Source organism: Gemmobacter caeni (assembly GCF_003054195.1).
In the GTDB taxonomy this organism is placed as follows: domain Bacteria; phylum Pseudomonadota; class Alphaproteobacteria; order Rhodobacterales; family Rhodobacteraceae; genus Gemmobacter; species Gemmobacter caeni.
In genome coordinates this window covers 159,308-173,751 of record NZ_QBKP01000003.1, presented here as the reverse complement: position 1 = coordinate 173,751, position 14,444 = coordinate 159,308, and the positions used below count along the sequence as shown (strand labels likewise).

General features: G+C 65.3%; 17 protein-coding genes. All 17 read right to left on the bottom strand.

Features of this window, described 5'->3' with window-relative positions; genetic code table 11:
- The 17 genes from C8N34_RS06135 to C8N34_RS06055 all read right to left on the bottom strand — a co-directional run bounded on the left by C8N34_RS06135 (window position 1) and on the right by C8N34_RS06055 (window position 14,363).
- The gene (locus C8N34_RS06135) at window positions 1-390 is read right to left on the bottom strand and encodes a hypothetical protein (protein WP_108128215.1); all 390 of its coding nucleotides are present in this window, start codon (window positions 388-390) and stop codon (window positions 1-3) included.
- The gene (locus C8N34_RS06130) at window positions 387-740 is read right to left on the bottom strand and encodes a hypothetical protein (protein WP_108128214.1); all 354 of its coding nucleotides are present in this window, start codon (window positions 738-740) and stop codon (window positions 387-389) included. The genes C8N34_RS06135 and C8N34_RS06130 overlap by 4 nt, the downstream gene beginning before the upstream one ends.
- Window positions 737-1,132, bottom strand: coding sequence for a hypothetical protein (locus tag C8N34_RS06125; RefSeq protein ID WP_054302306.1), 396 nt, complete (start codon window positions 1,130-1,132; stop codon window positions 737-739). Before C8N34_RS06125 ends, C8N34_RS06130 begins: the two co-directional genes overlap by 4 nt.
- A gap of 5 nt (window positions 1,133-1,137) precedes the next feature.
- Complete coding sequence (gene nuoF / locus C8N34_RS06120; RefSeq protein ID WP_108128213.1) at window positions 1,138-2,433, bottom strand: NADH-quinone oxidoreductase subunit NuoF; 1,296 nt, start codon at window positions 2,431-2,433, stop codon at window positions 1,138-1,140.
- Window positions 2,434-2,442: 9 nt separating this feature from the next.
- Complete coding sequence (locus C8N34_RS06115; RefSeq protein ID WP_054302308.1) at window positions 2,443-2,679, bottom strand: DUF5337 domain-containing protein; 237 nt, start codon at window positions 2,677-2,679, stop codon at window positions 2,443-2,445.
- 10 nt (window positions 2,680-2,689) lie between these two features.
- A complete protein-coding gene (nuoE, locus tag C8N34_RS06110; protein WP_108128212.1) occupies window positions 2,690-3,799 on the bottom strand; it encodes an NADH-quinone oxidoreductase subunit NuoE in 1,110 nt (369 codons plus the stop codon).
- Window positions 3,799-5,013 (bottom strand): NADH-quinone oxidoreductase subunit D, encoded by a 1,215-nt coding sequence (locus C8N34_RS06105; protein ID WP_054302310.1) that lies wholly within the window; start codon window positions 5,011-5,013, stop codon window positions 3,799-3,801. The genes nuoE and C8N34_RS06105 overlap by 1 nt, the downstream gene beginning before the upstream one ends.
- A gap of 55 nt (window positions 5,014-5,068) precedes the next feature.
- Complete coding sequence (locus C8N34_RS06100) at window positions 5,069-5,668, bottom strand: NADH-quinone oxidoreductase subunit C (RefSeq protein WP_108128211.1); 600 nt, start codon at window positions 5,666-5,668, stop codon at window positions 5,069-5,071.
- A gap of 10 nt (window positions 5,669-5,678) precedes the next feature.
- On the bottom strand, window positions 5,679-6,212 hold the full coding sequence (locus C8N34_RS06095; protein WP_054302312.1) for a NuoB/complex I 20 kDa subunit family protein: 534 nt from the start codon (window positions 6,210-6,212) through the stop codon (window positions 5,679-5,681).
- Window positions 6,203-6,568 carry an NADH-quinone oxidoreductase subunit A gene (locus C8N34_RS06090; RefSeq protein ID WP_054302313.1) on the bottom strand — a complete coding sequence of 122 codons (366 nt, stop codon included), beginning with the start codon at window positions 6,566-6,568 and terminating at the stop codon, window positions 6,203-6,205. The genes C8N34_RS06095 and C8N34_RS06090 overlap by 10 nt, the downstream gene beginning before the upstream one ends.
- 246 nt (window positions 6,569-6,814) lie before the next feature.
- Window positions 6,815-7,603, bottom strand: a complete 789-nt coding sequence (locus C8N34_RS06085; RefSeq protein WP_108128210.1) for a crotonase/enoyl-CoA hydratase family protein — start codon at window positions 7,601-7,603, stop codon at window positions 6,815-6,817.
- A 53-nt stretch (window positions 7,604-7,656) separates the two neighbouring features.
- The gene (locus tag C8N34_RS06080) at window positions 7,657-8,526 is read right to left on the bottom strand and encodes a hydroxymethylglutaryl-CoA lyase (protein WP_108128209.1); all 870 of its coding nucleotides are present in this window, start codon (window positions 8,524-8,526) and stop codon (window positions 7,657-7,659) included.
- A 4-nt stretch (window positions 8,527-8,530) separates the two neighbouring features.
- Entirely contained in the window at window positions 8,531-9,190 is a 660-nt protein-coding gene (locus C8N34_RS06075) for a glutathione S-transferase family protein (protein WP_108128208.1), read from the bottom strand.
- A complete protein-coding gene (locus C8N34_RS06070) occupies window positions 9,187-11,097 on the bottom strand; it encodes an ATP-binding protein (RefSeq protein ID WP_108128207.1) in 1,911 nt (636 codons plus the stop codon). The genes C8N34_RS06075 and C8N34_RS06070 overlap by 4 nt, the downstream gene beginning before the upstream one ends.
- A gap of 1 nt (window position 11,098) precedes the next feature.
- Entirely contained in the window at window positions 11,099-12,157 is a 1,059-nt protein-coding gene (locus tag C8N34_RS06065) for an NAD(P)H-dependent flavin oxidoreductase (RefSeq protein ID WP_108128206.1), read from the bottom strand.
- The gene (locus C8N34_RS06060) at window positions 12,142-12,753 is read right to left on the bottom strand and encodes a thermonuclease family protein (protein ID WP_158640451.1); all 612 of its coding nucleotides are present in this window, start codon (window positions 12,751-12,753) and stop codon (window positions 12,142-12,144) included. Before C8N34_RS06060 ends, C8N34_RS06065 begins: the two co-directional genes overlap by 16 nt.
- A 5-nt stretch (window positions 12,754-12,758) precedes the next feature.
- Window positions 12,759-14,363: a carboxyl transferase domain-containing protein gene (locus tag C8N34_RS06055; protein ID WP_108128204.1), complete on the bottom strand. Its 1,605-nt coding sequence runs from the start codon at window positions 14,361-14,363 to the stop codon at window positions 12,759-12,761.
- Window positions 14,364-14,444 lie beyond the last annotated feature (81 nt).

Genomic DNA, 14,444 nt, shown 5'->3' with positions numbered 1-14,444 from the left:
TCAGATCTCCACTTGATCACGGGAGTTATTGAGAACAGGCCATTTCAGCATGGCCAGTATGGCAAGCGGTGCGATGCAGCCAAGAAGCAGAAAGATACTTCGCGCGATCTGGACCGCGACGAAGCTGCCGGGGGGGACCACTTTGAAAAGCACCCAGAGGGGGGGCCACAGATCATCGTTCATGGCGTGATGGACTATGGTTTCCATCATCAACGGGAAGACCAAACCACCCAACACCATCGACACCGGCGAAACGAGAGCCAAGCCGAGTAGCGCACCACGAACACCGGCACGGCGCAGAAGCAGGAATGTCAGAGCCGGGTTTATCACCAGAAAGGCAAAAGCAACCACCGGCGGATAAAGGTGCATCAGGGCATGCTGAAAGCTCATGCGCAGCCCCCCTCGAATTCCCATGCGCCAGCGGTATAACCGCCCACAGCCTGCGGCTGGAAGCGCCCGCCGGCCTGCGTGCAGGCCTGCGCTGCCACGTCCTTGGCGCGCTTGCCTTGGTCCATGGCGAAGGGCGCCACGCGCACCGTCGCACCCGAAACCGGCTGCGCGCCTGCGCGCGTCAGCGTCTTGCCTGCCCGGCCCGCGCCGATCTGCGCCTGATATTCCGCCCCCTCCTGCATCACCGCATAGGTGCCCCCCTTCACGGAGGCCCCCTGCGGCGCGGGCGCAGCGACGCAGGCCGAAAGGCCCGCTGCCATGCCCGAAAGGAGGATGGGGGTCAGGTTCATCCGCACAGCCCCTTCCAGAAACCGGCATCCCCTTGGCACGTCCCAAGGAAGACCCATTCCTCGTCGGTATGCGCCAGCGCCTTGACCGGCATAGCGCGTCCATTCAGATACGGGCAAATCGTCAGGTCAGCCGCCAAGGTGGCGGAAGGTGCCGCCTGCTTTTCAGACCACAGATCCTTCGGGCGCACATGCATGACAAAACTGCGGTTGGCTGCGTCATGCTCCGACAGGGTGATGACACCCTTCGGCCCGGCCCCTTTTGCATCAAGCTCAAGCCGCCCGAGGTCGACCTGACGGCCGCCGCAATCCACCAGCCATTGCTCCGCCATGGCGGGACAGGCCGCAAGCAGCCCTGCCGTCATCGCAATGTAATGGGGGAATACGCGGTTCATCAGGCTCACTCCGCCGCCATCGCGCCCATGCGGCCGGTCTTCTTGGCCTTGATGCGGTCCTCGATTTCCTCGCGGTAATGCCGGATCAGGCCCTGGATCGGCCAGGCCGCCGCATCGCCAAGCGCACAGATCGTGTGGCCCTCCACCTGCTTGGTCACGCTCAGCAGCATGTCGATTTCCTCGACCTCGGCCTCGCCGCGCACCAGACGGTCCATCACCCGCATCATCCAGCCGGTGCCTTCGCGGCAGGGCGTGCACTGGCCGCAGCTTTCATGCTTGAAGAACTTCGCCAGCCGCCAGATCGCCTTCACGATGTCGGTCTGCTGATCCATCACGATCATGCAGGCGGTGCCGAACGACGATTGCAGCGCGCGCATCCCGTCGTAATCCATGATCGCGTCTTCGCATTTGTCGGCCGGGATCACCGGGCAGGAAGCCCCGCCGGGGATGACAGCCTTCAGGTTCTTCCAGCCGCCGCGAACACCACCGCCATGCTTCTCGATCAGTTCGCGCATCGGGATCGACATGGTTTCTTCGATCACGCAGGGCGTGTTCACATGGCCCGACATGGCAAACAGCTTCACGCCCGCATTGTTCGGGCGGCCGAAGCTGGCAAACCAGGCGGCCCCACGGCGCAGGATGGTCGGCGCGACGGCGATGGATTCGACGTTGTTCACCGTGGTCGGGCAGCCATAAAGGCCGGACCCCGCCGGGAACGGCGGCTTCATCCGGGGCATGCCCTTCTTGCCTTCAAGGCTTTCCAGCAGCGCGGTTTCCTCGCCGCAGATATAGGCGCCCGCCCCGTGATGCAGGTAGACATCGAAATCATAGCCCGACTTGCAGGCGTTCTTGCCGATCAGACCCGCGTCATAGCATTCGTCGATGGCGGCTTGCAGCGCCTCTTTCTCGCGGATGTATTCGCCCCGGATGTAGATATAGGCCGCCACCGCACCCATGGCGAAACCGGCGACAAGACAGCCCTCGATCAGCGTATGCGGATCGTGGCGCATGATCTCGCGGTCCTTGCAGGTCGCGGGTTCGGATTCGTCGGCGTTCACCACCAGATAGGACGGGCGGCCATCGGATTGCTTCGGCATGAAGGACCATTTCATGCCGGTCGGGAAACCCGCGCCCCCCCGGCCACGCAGACCGGAGTCCTTCATGATCTGGATGATGCCGTCACGGCCAAGCGCCAGCAGATCGGCGGTCTTGTCCCAGTGGCCGCGCGCCATGGCCCCTTTCAGGCTGCGGTCGTGCATCCCGTAGAGGTTGGTGAAGATCCGGTCCTGATCCTTCAGCATCTTGTGCCCTCAATTTCCCCGGTTGACGGCTTTGTGCCGCCGCCAGATCTGGTAAGTGACGACCAGCGCCCAGAAGAACGCGGCCAGTGCGGCGAGGTCGAACAGGAAGGCATAGCGGGCTTCCAGCCCCACCTGCCCGCCAACCCATTGCGCCCCCATCCACAACAGCATGGTCCCCGCGATCACGAAGGCAACCAGACGCGAGTCACGCGCCAGCCGCTTCTGTTCGGGGGTGGGGGTCGTCATCGCCAGCTCCTCAGTAATCGTTGGTCTTGGCGCGTTCGAGGAAGGCGTCCATCCCCTCGGTCACGATGATCTTCGCCTGATTGACCCATTTGTCGCGGGTCACACGCCCACGGAAGCCCTTCAGATTGCTGTCCATCCACGCGATTTCGGCTTCGCCCCATTGGGCGATCTGGTCAAAGTGGAAGATGCCAAGCTCATGGCACAGCTTTTCCAGCGCCGGTCCGATACCCTCGATCTTTTTCAGATCGTCAGCCTGGCCATCGCGCGCCGCCGTCAGACCCTTCGGCTGCGTACCTTCCGGGGCGGCAGCCGTTTCAGGCTTGGCGGTCAGCACTTCGGCAGTGGCCTGGTCGATGCCACGCGCGGCGGGCGCCGGGGCTTCCTCGGTCACAGCCGGGGCTTCCGCCGCAGGCTTCTGACGCCAGGGTGTCAGGATCGGAACTTCGGTGCCGTCGATCCGCTTCACCGTATCGCCGACTTTCACTGCACGATCCACCGAGGCGTTATACTGCGTGCGACCGCTGTCATATTCCTTCAGCGAGGTCAGCCCGGTCGCCGGTTCCGACGAATAGCGCCCGGTTTGCGAACCCGGCACCGGCACCTCACCCTTCGAGAAGCGGGCGATCATCTCGCGCAGCTTCTCGGCGCTCAGATCCTCGTAATAGTCCTTGCCGATCTGCGCCATCGGCGCATTGGCACAAGCCCCGAGGCATTCGACCTCTTCCCACGAGAACTTGCCATCCGCCGACAGCGTGTGCGGCGTCGGGGCGATCAGTTCCTTGCAGACCGCGATCAGTTCTTCCGCGCCGCAGATCATGCAGGACGTCGTGCCGCAAATCTGAATATTCGCAACAGTGCCAACGGGTTGAAGCTGGAACATGAAGTAGAAGGTCGCCACTTCCAGCGCCCGGATATGCGCCATGCCCAGCAGGTCGGCCACATATTCGATGGCCGCGCGGGTCAGCCAGCCCTCCTGTTCCTGCGCGCGGAACAGCAGCGGGATGATGGCGCTGGCCTGACGACCCTCGGGATATTTGGAAATCTGCCCCTGCGCCCATTCCATGTTGGCGGGCGTGAAAGCAAAGGAAGCAGGCTGTTCTTTATGCAGACGGCGGAGCATTAGCGGTCGATCTCCCCGAACACGACATCCATCGTGCCGATGATGGCGGCCACATCGGCAAGCTGATGGCCCTTGGCGATGTAGTCCATGGATTGCAGGTGCGGATAGCCCGGCGCGCGCAGCTTGGCGCGGTAAGGCTTGTTGGTGCCATCGGCCACCAGATACACACCGAATTCGCCCTTTGGCGCTTCGACAGCGGCATAGACCTCGCCCGCCGGGACGTGGAAACCTTCGGTGTAGAGCTTGAAGTGATGGATCAGGCTTTCCATCGAGGTCTTCATGTCACCACGCTTCGGCGGGGTCAGCTTGCCGCGCGCCAGAACGTCGGTCTTCGCTGCCGGTTCGCGCAGCTTGGCGATGGCCTGACGCATGATCTTCACGCTTTCGCGCATCTCTGCCATCCGGCAGAGATAGCGGTCATAGCAATCGCCGTTTTTGCCGACCGGGATCAGGAAGTCGAATTCGTCATAGCACTCATAGGGCTGCGCGCGCCGCAGATCCCAGGCAAGGCCCGAGCCGCGCACCATGACGCCGGAATAACCCCAGTTCAGAATATCTTCCTCGCTCACCACGCCGATATCGGCATTTCGCTGCTTGAAGATACGGTTCTCGGTCAGCAGACCGTCGATATCATCCAGAACCTTCGGGAAAGTCTCGGTCCAGGCTTCGATATCGTCGATCAGCGCGGGCGGCAGATCCTGATGGACACCACCGGGGCGGAAATAGGCGGCGTGCAGACGCGCGCCGCAGGCGCGTTCGTAGAACACCATCAGCTTCTCGCGCTCTTCAAAGCCCCAGAGCGGCGGGGTCAGCGCCCCCACGTCCATCGCCTGCGTGGTGACGTTCAGCAGGTGGTTCAGGATGCGGCCGATTTCCGAATAAAGCACGCGGATCAGCGAGGCGCGACGCGGCACCACGGTGCCGGTCAGCTTTTCGATGGCCATGCACCAGGCATGTTCCTGGTTCATCGGCGCGACATAGTCCAGCCGGTCAAGATAGGGCAGGTTTTGCAGATAGGTCCGGCTTTCCATCAGCTTTTCGGTGCCACGGTGCAGCAGGCCGATATGCGGGTCGCAGCGTTCCACGATCTCGCCGTCCAGCTCCAGCACCAGGCGCAACACGCCGTGCGCCGCGGGGTGCTGCGGGCCGAAGTTGATGTTGAAGTTGCGGATCTTCTGTTCGCCCGTCAGCGCGTCGTCGAATTGTCCGTCCATCGTCTCACCTCATATCGACACGAGGGGCGCAGGCACAGCCGCACCCCTGACGCGCTCAGGCCTTTTTCTCGTCGCCGGGCAGCACATATTGCGCGCCCTCCCACGGGCTCAGGAAATCGAACTGGCGATATTCCTGCACCAGCTTCACCGGCTCGTAGACCACGCGCTTCTGCGCCTCGTCATAGCGGACCTCGGTATAGCCGGTGGTCGGGAAATCCTTGCGCAGCGGATGACCGCGGAAGCCGTAATCGGTCAGGATGCGGCGCAGATCCGGGTGACCCGAGAACAGGATGCCGAACATGTCGAACACTTCGCGTTCAAACCAGTTGGCGGAAGGGTGGACCGACACGATGGACGGCACCATCTCGTCTTCGCGCACCGCCGCTTTCACGCGGATGCGCTGGTTCTGGTACATCGACAGGAAGTGATAGACCACGTCGAAACGCGCCGGGCGTTCGGGATGATCGACCGCTGTAATGTCCACCAGAGTGGAAAAGCGGCAGGCACTGTCGGTCTTCAGGAAGTCGATAAAGGCGACAAGCTGCGCCGCCGTCACCTCGACCGTCAATTCGTCGAAGGCGATGGAGACACCGACAACGGCCTGCGGGCGCTTCAGCTGGATATGCTCGCCCAGTTGCGTCAGAGCTTCGGACATCTTCCCCTCCTCAGCGGACCAGCGTGCCGGTGCGGCGGATTTTCCGTTGCAGGGCAAGGATGCCATACATCAGCGCCTCTGCCGTGGGCGGGCAACCGGGAACGTAGATGTCCACCGGAACCACACGGTCGCAGCCGCGCACCACCGAATAGCTGTAATGATAGTAGCCACCGCCATTGGCACAGCTGCCCATCGAGATCACATAGCGCGGTTCGGGCATCTGGTCATAGACCTTGCGCAGCGCCGGTGCCATCTTGTTGGTCAGCGTGCCCGCAACGATCATCACATCGGACTGGCGCGGCGAGGCACGCGGGGCGAAACCATAACGTTCCACGTCATAGCGCGGCATGGCGGTGTGCATCATCTCGACCGCGCAGCAGGCCAGACCAAAGGTCATCCAGTGCAGCGAGCCGGTGCGCGCCCAGTTGATGATGTCCTCGGTGGTGGTGAGCAGAAAGCCCTTGTCCTGCAAGTCGCGGTTCATCGCGACCATGCCGGCATCGCGGTCGTTCGCCGCATGGTTCGCGCTGGTGCTCACGCCCATTCCAAGGCCCCCTTCTTCCATTCATAGGCAAAGCCGACGGTCAGAACGCCCAGGAAGACCATCATCGACCAGAAGCCCACCATGCTCATGTCCCCGAAGGCAACCGCCCAGGGGAAGAGGAAGGCCACTTCAAGATCGAAGATGATGAACAGGATCGACACGAGATAGAACCGCACGTCGAACTTCATCCGGGCGTCGTCGAAGGCGTTGAAACCGCATTCATAGGCCGACACTTTTTCGGGGTCGGGGTTCCTGACCGCAAGGATCACGGCGGCGAGGATCAGCACGAGGCCAAGACCGACGGCAAGAACCAGAAAGATGATAATGGGAAGGTATTCTCGGAGAAGTCCGTCCACGAGTGGCTCCTTCGGCTGGCGGCATGGGGCACAGGACGCCCGGCGCGCGCGGATCGTTGCTGCGACCCGTTTACTCCTGCCCTCACGCGCGGTCAACCAAAGGCGGAACGAAAAACCTGAGGCCGGAGCGTGATTTCATTGATTGTATGCCACCGCATACCGCGATTATTCCGCAGCGCGGCATCGCGCGGGGAAATGCCCTCGCGGAAAGCCCGGTCAAAGGCTTTCCCAACGGAATCTCTCGGACTAGCCGCGACTCGCCCAGGCGGGCGGGCGTTTTCCGAAGAAGGCGGCGATGCCCTCAGCGGCCTCCGGGCTTTCCCAGCGGCGGATCAGCAGATCAGCCGTGTCGGAAATAAGCGCCTCATCTACCTGCGGCCCAAGCCGCGCCACCAGCGCCTTGGCATCCGCCACCGCACCGGGCGCACAGGCGAGGATCGGCGCCACCTCGGCCTCTACCGCCGCATCCAGTTCGTCCGGGGAAACCACGGCATGCAACAGACCGATGCGATGCGCCTCGGCACTGTCGAACAGCCGCGCCGCCATGAAATGCCGCCGCGCCGCCGCCGCGCCGATCCGCGCCACGACGTAGGGCGAGATCGTCGCCGGGATCAGACCAAGCTTCGTTTCCGTCAACCCGAAGCGTGCGCCGCCGACCCCGATGCACAGATCACAGACCGACATCATGCCGATACCGCCCCCGAAGGCCTGCCCCTGCACCCGCCCGATCAGAGGCTTCGGCAGGGTATCGAGCGCGTTCAGCATCCGCGCCAGCGCCAGCGCGCCCTCGCGCCGCATCACGGGCCCGCCGTCGATCTGTGCCCGCATCCAGGACAGATCGCCCCCGGCACAGAAGCTGGCCCCTTCCGCGGCCAGAACCACGGCCCGCACCGAAGCGTCCCCGCCCAGCCGCGCCGCCGCCTCGGTCAGTTCGGCAATCATGGTCGCCGACAGCGTATTGTGCTTCTCTGGCCGGTTCAGCACCAGCCGCGCGACGCCGCGCGTATCCTGTGCGATGGTGATGGTCTCGAACATATCCGTCCCTCCGTGCCGCAAATTTCTTGCAAAGAAATTTGCAAATCTTTTGGTCAAAAGATTTGCGCCTGGCCCCGCAGGCTGCGCGCAAATCCGGCGGCTTCGTCCAGCACCACCGGGTCAAGCCCGGTGTCGAAACCCAGCGTTTCCAGACGCGCCGCCACCGCCTCGGTCGCGACATTGCCCGCCGCACCCGGCGCGTAGGGGCAACCGCCCAGGCCCCCGACCGCTGCGTCGAACACGCGCAGGCCCAGCGCCAGCGAAGCCTCGATATTCTCCAGCGCCCTGCCCTGAGTGTCGTGGTAATGCCCGGCGAGCCTTTCGGCGGGCAGTTCCACCAGCACAGCCTCCAGCATGGCGCGGATGGTGTCGGGCGTGCCATGACCGATCGTGTCGCCGAGGCTGATTTCATAGCATCCCATGTCGCGCAAAGCGGCAGCGACCTTGGCCACCTGAGCGGGCGGGGTCGGTCCGTCGAAGGGGCAATCGGTGACAACCGAGACATAGCCGCGCAGCGGGATGCCATCGGTGCGCGCCGCTTCGGCCACAGGCGCGAAGCGATCAAGGCTTTCGGCGATGGTGCAGTTGAGATTGGCCCTGGAGAACCCCTCCGAGGCCGAGGCAAAGATTGCCACCTCGCTGGCGCGGGCGGCGCGGGCGGCCTCGTATCCTTTCAGGTTCGGCGTCAGTGCGGCGTAGCTGACGCCCGGCGCACGGGAGATCCCCGCCAGCACATCGGCGGCATCGGCCATCTGCGGCACCCATTTCGGGCTGACGAAACTGGTTACCTCGATCCGGCGGAAGCCTGCGCGCGACAGCATGTCCACCAGCCGGATCTTGTCTGCCGCCGGGATCAGGCGCTTTTCATTCTGCAACCCGTCACGCGGGCCCATTTCGAAGATTTCGGCGCGGTCGCTTGACATCGGTTCAGCCCTCGGGGAGTTCATAGAAGTCGCGGGTATAAAGGACATCCTCCCCCGACCGTTCCAGCGCGCGGGCATAGGCCGGACGTTTTGCGATCCGCGCGGCATAGGCGGCAAGATTGGCAAAGCCGTCGGGCCTGACGAAGCGGAAACAGGCGGTGACGTTGAAGGCCATCATCAGATCGGCACCGGTGAAGCCCTTGTCCAGCAGCCAGTCGCGCCCCGCCAGCGCCGCCTCCTGCGCCTGCATGGTCTTGACCAGACGCCGGGTTTCCAGCTGCATCATGGCAGGGGAACGGGCCGAAGCCGGGCGCAGGAAGATATGCTGGATGTTCAGCGATTGCAGGATATTGGCCTGCGTTTCGGCGAAATGCACCCATTCCAGAAAGCGCGCGCGCTCTGCCGTGCCGGGGGCCACACCAAGGCCTGCCTCGGGAAAGCGTTCGCACAGGTATTCGATGATGGCACCGCTTTCGAAGATCGCCTGCCCGTCAATCTCCAGCGCGGGCACGCGCCCTGCGGGTGACAGCGCCATAAGTTCCGGGCGGCGGGTGGAGCCGTCGTCGAGCCGGTAGCTCACCAGATCGTAGTCAAGGCCAAGCTCCTCCAGCGCCCACAGGACACGCATCGACCGCGAGCCGGGACAGTGATGCAGCCGGATCATGCCGCCACCTCGGCGGTTTCGGCCTCCAGCAGGATCAGCGCCGCCCCCGCCTCGACCTGGGTGCCGGGGGTGACCAGCACTTCGGCCACCACGCCATCGCGGGCGGCGGTCAGCGTGTGTTCCATCTTCATCGCTTCCAGAATGGCCAGCCGGTCGCCCGCAGCGACGGCCTGTCCGGGGGCCACGAAGACCGCCTTTACCAGACCGGGCATCGGCGACAGCGTGGCATTCCCTGCCGCGCCGCCACTGGCCTCACGCGCCAGCGGATCGACCGGGGCAAAGCTGTGGCAGGCGCCTTTGTCGAAGACATGGATCAGGCCGCCCGCCTGCACCACCGGCAGCGCGGGCGGGACGAGACATTCCCCCTCGACCGTGATGCGCGGGCCTTCGGCGTCGAGGGTCAGCAACCCTTCGGTGACCTCATGCCCTTGCCGCACCGCCAGACGCCGCGCCAGCGGCGCCCAGAGTGTAAAGCCCAGCGCAGGGCGTGCGGTCAGTCCGGCACTGGCCAGGAGCGCCGCCGCACGCACGCCTGCCGAAGGCGCGGGGTCGGAGACCAGCGCGTCCAGATCCCGCTCGATCAGCCCTGTGTCGACATCCCCCGCCGCAAAACCCGGATGCCGGGCCAGCGCGCCAAGGAAACCAAGGTTCGTCACCGTGCCCGCGACCTGCGTTTCCGCCAGGGCGCGGGACAGTTGTTGCAAGGCAACTTCGCGGGTCGGGCCATGCACGATCACCTTGGCGATCATCGGGTCATACCACGGGCTGATCGTATCGCCCGTCCGCACGCCGGTATCGGCACGCGCGCCCTCGGGGAAGGCGAGATGGGCCAGTGTGCCGGTGGCGGGCAGGAAGCCCGCGGGCACATCCTCGGCGTAAAGCCGGGCCTCGAAGGCATGACCATGGATAGCAAGCTGATCCTGCCGCAGCGGCAGCGCCTCACCCGCCGCCACGCGGATCTGCCATTCCACCAGATCGACGCCGGTGATCGCCTCGGTCACCGGATGTTCGACCTGAAGGCGGGTATTCATCTCCATGAACCAGAAGCGGTCTGCGCGCAGGCCATCGGAGGCATCGACAATGAATTCGATGGTGCCCGCGCCCTTGTAGCCAATGGCACGCGCGGCGCGCACGGCGGCCTCACCCATGGCCGCGCGCATTTCGGCGGGCATTCCGGGGGCCGGGGCTTCCTCGATCACCTTCTGATGGCGGCGCTGCAAGGAGCAGTCGCGTTCGAACAGATGCACCGCATCACTTCCGTCCCCGAACACCTGAACCTCGATATGGCGGGGCTTTTCGACATATTTCTCGATCAGCACGGCATCATTGCCGAAGGCGGTGGCGGCCTCGCCCTTCGCACTGTCCAGCGCGGCCGCGAAATCTTCGGCACGGGTCACCTTGCGCATGCCCTTGCCACCACCACCCGCCACGGCCTTGATCAGCACCGGCCAGCCGATGCGCGCAGCCTCGGCGGCGAGGTGGTCCGCCTGCTGATCAGCGCCATGATAACCCGGCACCACCGGCACACCGGCCCCGGACATCAGGCGCTTCGCTGCATCCTTCAGGCCCATGGCGCGGATGGCTTTCGCGGAAGGACCGATGAAAGTAAGGCCCGCAGCCTCCACCGCATCTACAAAATCGGGGTTTTCCGACAGGAAGCCGTAACCGGGATGGATGGCCTGTGCGCCAGTCGCCTGTGCGGCAGCGATGATCGCATCGCCGCGCAGATAGCTGTCACGCGGGGCCGGGCCGCCAATGGCCACGGATTCGTCCGCCAGCGCGACATGGCGGGCATGGGCGTCGGCCTCGGAATAAACCGCCACGGTGGCGAGGCCCATGCGCCGGGCGGTGGCGATGATGCGGCAGGCAATCTCGCCGCGATTGGCGATCAGGATTTTCTGGAACATGTCAGACCTCCGGCGCGGGGTGATCGGGGGTGGACGGGGGGCTGTCTGCCCCCCGCGGGGCCTCTGGCCCCTCCCCCGGAGGATATTTGTGAACAGATGAAGAGCAGAGGCGCTGCGCCGCCTCGGCCGTGAGACGGGCGAGGATATCGGCGGCGGGGGCAATGTCATGGATCAGCCCCACGGCCTCGCCCGCAACCGGGGAGCCGTTGGAGGCATCGCCTTCGGCCTGGGCTGCGGCCCAGTCGGCGCGGGCATTGGCGGCGCCGGGCGCGCGCAGGGCTTGCGGATCGGCATGCCACCTGTCGGTGAAGGAGGAGCGCAGGACGCGGATGTCGAAAGGCGCGGGCCAGTCGAAGCCGCGCACCGCATCCACCGTGCGGGTGCGCAGGGTGGCATCGCCGTCGGCTGCGATTGCGGCGGCATGAAAGCCCGGCGGCACCAGCGCCTCGGTCGCGGCCCAGAAGCGGCTGCCGATCAGGGCGCCATCGGCCCCGAGCATCAGGCTGGCGGCAAGGCCGCGCCCGTCAGCGATACCACCTGCGGCCAGCAGCAGTGTCCCGGGCGCGCGTGCAGCGATGAGGTCGGCGAGTTCCGGCACCAGCGTAAAGGTGCCACGCGACTGGCCATGGCCACCCGCCTCAGCGCCCTGTGCAACGACCGTGCTGGCCCCGGCATCCAGCGCAGCGCGGGCATGATCGAGCGTCTGGCACTGGCAGATCAGCGGCACACCTGCCGCATGAATCGCAGCGGCGAAGGGCGCAGGATCACCGAAGGACAGCATGACCGCGCGCGGGCCGCGGTCAAGGCATTCGGCCAGCAGCGCGGGCGTCAACCGCCAGGTGATGAAGCCGATGCCGATGGGGGCGCCTTTGGCCAGCGCCCATTCGCGGGCGATCCAGTCCGCGTCGCCATAGCCGCCCCCCAGGAGACCCAACCCCCCGGCCTCCGCCACGGCAGCAGCAAGCCGCCCGCCCGTGGTGCCCGCCATCGGGGCCAGAGCGACGGGGTGGCGCAGGGCAAAGGCGCGGGTGAAGCGGGTGTCGATCAGGGTCTCAGCCATTTGGCACCTCCGCTTGCGGCAATCCGGGCGCACCAGTCGATGCGCTGCGCATCGTCATAAGCAACAGCCAGCCCCTCGGCGATCATGCGATCAGCGATATCCTCCCCCCCCGGAAGCCGCAGGCGGATCAGGCGGCGGCCGTATTTATCGGTGCCAAGATCGGTCATCGCAGGGGTCGCGGCGCGCAGCAGCCCGCGCAGCCGGTCGGTTGCTCGGGCGCCCAGCGTAGCCTCGGCGGCACAGCCGGGTTCGTGCGTTTCCGGCGCATCATAGCCCGCAAGCCGGGCCCGGTCGCGCCTGTTGCCGCAGATCAGCTCGACCGTATCGCCGTCATAGACATAGCCTGTCTTGCAGCCGACGAGACCGCCCGGCGCCTCGCGCGTCACCGGCTTCTGCGCCTCGCTGGACCGCGCAGCGACCGGCGCATAGCGATGCGCGGCGGACCACAAGACCAGCAGCGTGACGAAGATATAGGCGGCAAGTTCGGGATTGAGGCGCATCGGATCACTTTGCAGGGGCTTTGCCCTGTGATGCGCGACCCGGCGGCGCGGGGCAAGCGCCGCACCGCCGGTCCGGCCAGGGGGGAGCGCCCGCATCGCCATCACATCCGGAACACGCCGAAGCGCGTGGGTTCCACCGGCGCGTTCAGCGCGGCGGAAAGCGAGAGGAACAGTACCTCGCGGGTGCGACGCGGGTCGATGATCCCATCGTCCCACAGCCGGGCCGAGGCATAAAGCGGGTGACTCTGCCGGTCGAACATCTCGATGGTGGGGCGCTTGAACTCGGCTTCTTCCTCGGCCGTCCAGGCGCCGCCTGCGCGTTCGATCCCGTCGCGCTTCACGGTGGCCAGCACACCCGCCGCCTGTTCGCCGCCCATAACCGAGATGCGCGAGTTCGGCCAGGTCCAGAGGAAACGCGGCTGATAGGCGCGGCCTGCCATGCCGTAGTTCCCGGCCCCGAACGAACCGCCCACCAGCATGGTGATCTTGGGCACATTGGTGGTGGCGACCGCCGTCACCATCTTGGCACCGTGGCGGGCAATGCCCTCGTTCTCATACTTCCGGCCGACCATGAAGCCCGTGATGTTTTGCAGGAAGACCAGCGGGATATTCCGCTGGCTGCACAGCTCCACGAAATGTGCGGCCTTCTGCGCCGCCTCGGAAAACAGCACGCCGTTATTGGCGACGATACCGACAGGGCAGCCCATCACATGCGCAAAGCCGGTAACGATGGTTTCGCCGAAACGCGGCTTGAATTCATCGAAGCGCGAGCCGTCCACCACCCGGGCGATAACCTCCCGGATGTCATAGGGCGTGCGCAGATCGCCCGGCACCACGCCAAGAATTTCCTCGGGGTCATAGGCCGGAGCCTCGACCGACTGCCATTGCACCGTGGCGGGTTTCGCGCGGTTCAGGTGGCTGACGGCACGACGGGCCAGCGCGAGAGCATGGGCATCATCCTCGGCCAGATAATCCGCCACCCCCGACAGCCGCGTATGCACATCGCCGCCGCCCAGATCCTCGGCGCTGACCACCTCGCCCGTCGCGGCCTTCACCAGCGGCGGACCGGCGAGGAAGATCGTGCCCTGTTCCTTCACGATGATCGTCACATCCGACATCGCGGGGACATAGGCGCCGCCTGCGGTGCAGGAACCCATCACCACCGCAATTTGCGGAATACCCTTCGCGCTCATCCGCGCCTGATTGTAAAAGATGCGCCCGAAATGGTCGCGGTCAGGGAAAACCTCGTCCTGATTGGGCAGGTTGGCACCGCCGCTATCGACCAGATAGACGCAAGGCAGCGCGCATTCCTCGGCAATCTCCTGCGCGCGCAGATGCTTCTTGACCGTCATCGGGTAATAAGTGCCGCCCTTCACGGTGGCATCGTTGCAGACGACCATCACCTCTTGCCCATGCACCCGGCCGATGCCGGCGATGACCCCCGCGCAGGGCGCCGCGCCGTCATAAAGCCCATGCGCGGCGGTGGCGCCCACCTCCAGAAACGGTGATCCGGGGTCGAGCAAGCCCGCCACGCGGTCGCGCGGCGCCATCTTGCCGCGGGCCACATGCCGCGCCATCGCCTTGTCGCCGCCGCCCGCCGCCGCAAGGGCCGCCGCCCGCGCCACGGTTTCGAGCATGCCCAGATGCGCGGCACGATTGGCCCTGAAGCCGTCGGAGCCGGTAAGGATGCGCGAGGTCAGTTTCATGTCGGTCAGTCCTGCTGGTGGTTCTGGACAGAAGGGGCAGCGGTATGCGCGGCTTGGGCAAAGCGATATGCAAGATTCATC

What these genes read in the sequence shown, in the direction of transcription:
- C8N34_RS06135 (WP_108128215.1), bottom strand. Translation starts at nt 390, where the DNA reads ATGAGCTTTCAGCATGCCCTGATGCACCTTTATCCGCCGGTGGTTGCT.
- C8N34_RS06130 (WP_108128214.1), bottom strand. Translation starts at nt 740, where the DNA reads ATGAACCTGACCCCCATCCTCCTTTCGGGCATGGCAGCGGGCCTTTCG.
- C8N34_RS06125 (WP_054302306.1), bottom strand. Translation starts at nt 1,132, where the DNA reads ATGAACCGCGTATTCCCCCATTACATTGCGATGACGGCAGGGCTGCTT.
- nuoF (WP_108128213.1), bottom strand. Translation starts at nt 2,433, where the DNA reads ATGCTGAAGGATCAGGACCGGATCTTCACCAACCTCTACGGGATGCAC.
- C8N34_RS06115 (WP_054302308.1), bottom strand. Translation starts at nt 2,679, where the DNA reads ATGACGACCCCCACCCCCGAACAGAAGCGGCTGGCGCGTGACTCGCGT.
- nuoE (WP_108128212.1), bottom strand. Translation starts at nt 3,799, where the DNA reads ATGCTCCGCCGTCTGCATAAAGAACAGCCTGCTTCCTTTGCTTTCACG.
- C8N34_RS06105 (WP_054302310.1), bottom strand. Translation starts at nt 5,013, where the DNA reads ATGGACGGACAATTCGACGACGCGCTGACGGGCGAACAGAAGATCCGC.
- C8N34_RS06100 (WP_108128211.1), bottom strand. Translation starts at nt 5,668, where the DNA reads ATGTCCGAAGCTCTGACGCAACTGGGCGAGCATATCCAGCTGAAGCGC.
- C8N34_RS06095 (WP_054302312.1), bottom strand. Translation starts at nt 6,212, where the DNA reads ATGGGCGTGAGCACCAGCGCGAACCATGCGGCGAACGACCGCGATGCC.
- C8N34_RS06085 (WP_108128210.1), bottom strand. Translation starts at nt 7,603, where the DNA reads ATGTTCGAGACCATCACCATCGCACAGGATACGCGCGGCGTCGCGCGG.
- C8N34_RS06080 (WP_108128209.1), bottom strand. Translation starts at nt 8,526, where the DNA reads ATGTCAAGCGACCGCGCCGAAATCTTCGAAATGGGCCCGCGTGACGGG.
- C8N34_RS06075 (WP_108128208.1), bottom strand. Translation starts at nt 9,190, where the DNA reads ATGATCCGGCTGCATCACTGTCCCGGCTCGCGGTCGATGCGTGTCCTG.
- C8N34_RS06070 (WP_108128207.1), bottom strand. Translation starts at nt 11,097, where the DNA reads ATGTTCCAGAAAATCCTGATCGCCAATCGCGGCGAGATTGCCTGCCGC.
- C8N34_RS06065 (WP_108128206.1), bottom strand. Translation starts at nt 12,157, where the DNA reads ATGGCTGAGACCCTGATCGACACCCGCTTCACCCGCGCCTTTGCCCTG.
- C8N34_RS06060 (WP_158640451.1), bottom strand. Translation starts at nt 12,753, where the DNA reads ATGCGGGCGCTCCCCCCTGGCCGGACCGGCGGTGCGGCGCTTGCCCCG.
- C8N34_RS06055 (WP_108128204.1), bottom strand. Translation starts at nt 14,363, where the DNA reads ATGAAACTGACCTCGCGCATCCTTACCGGCTCCGACGGCTTCAGGGCC.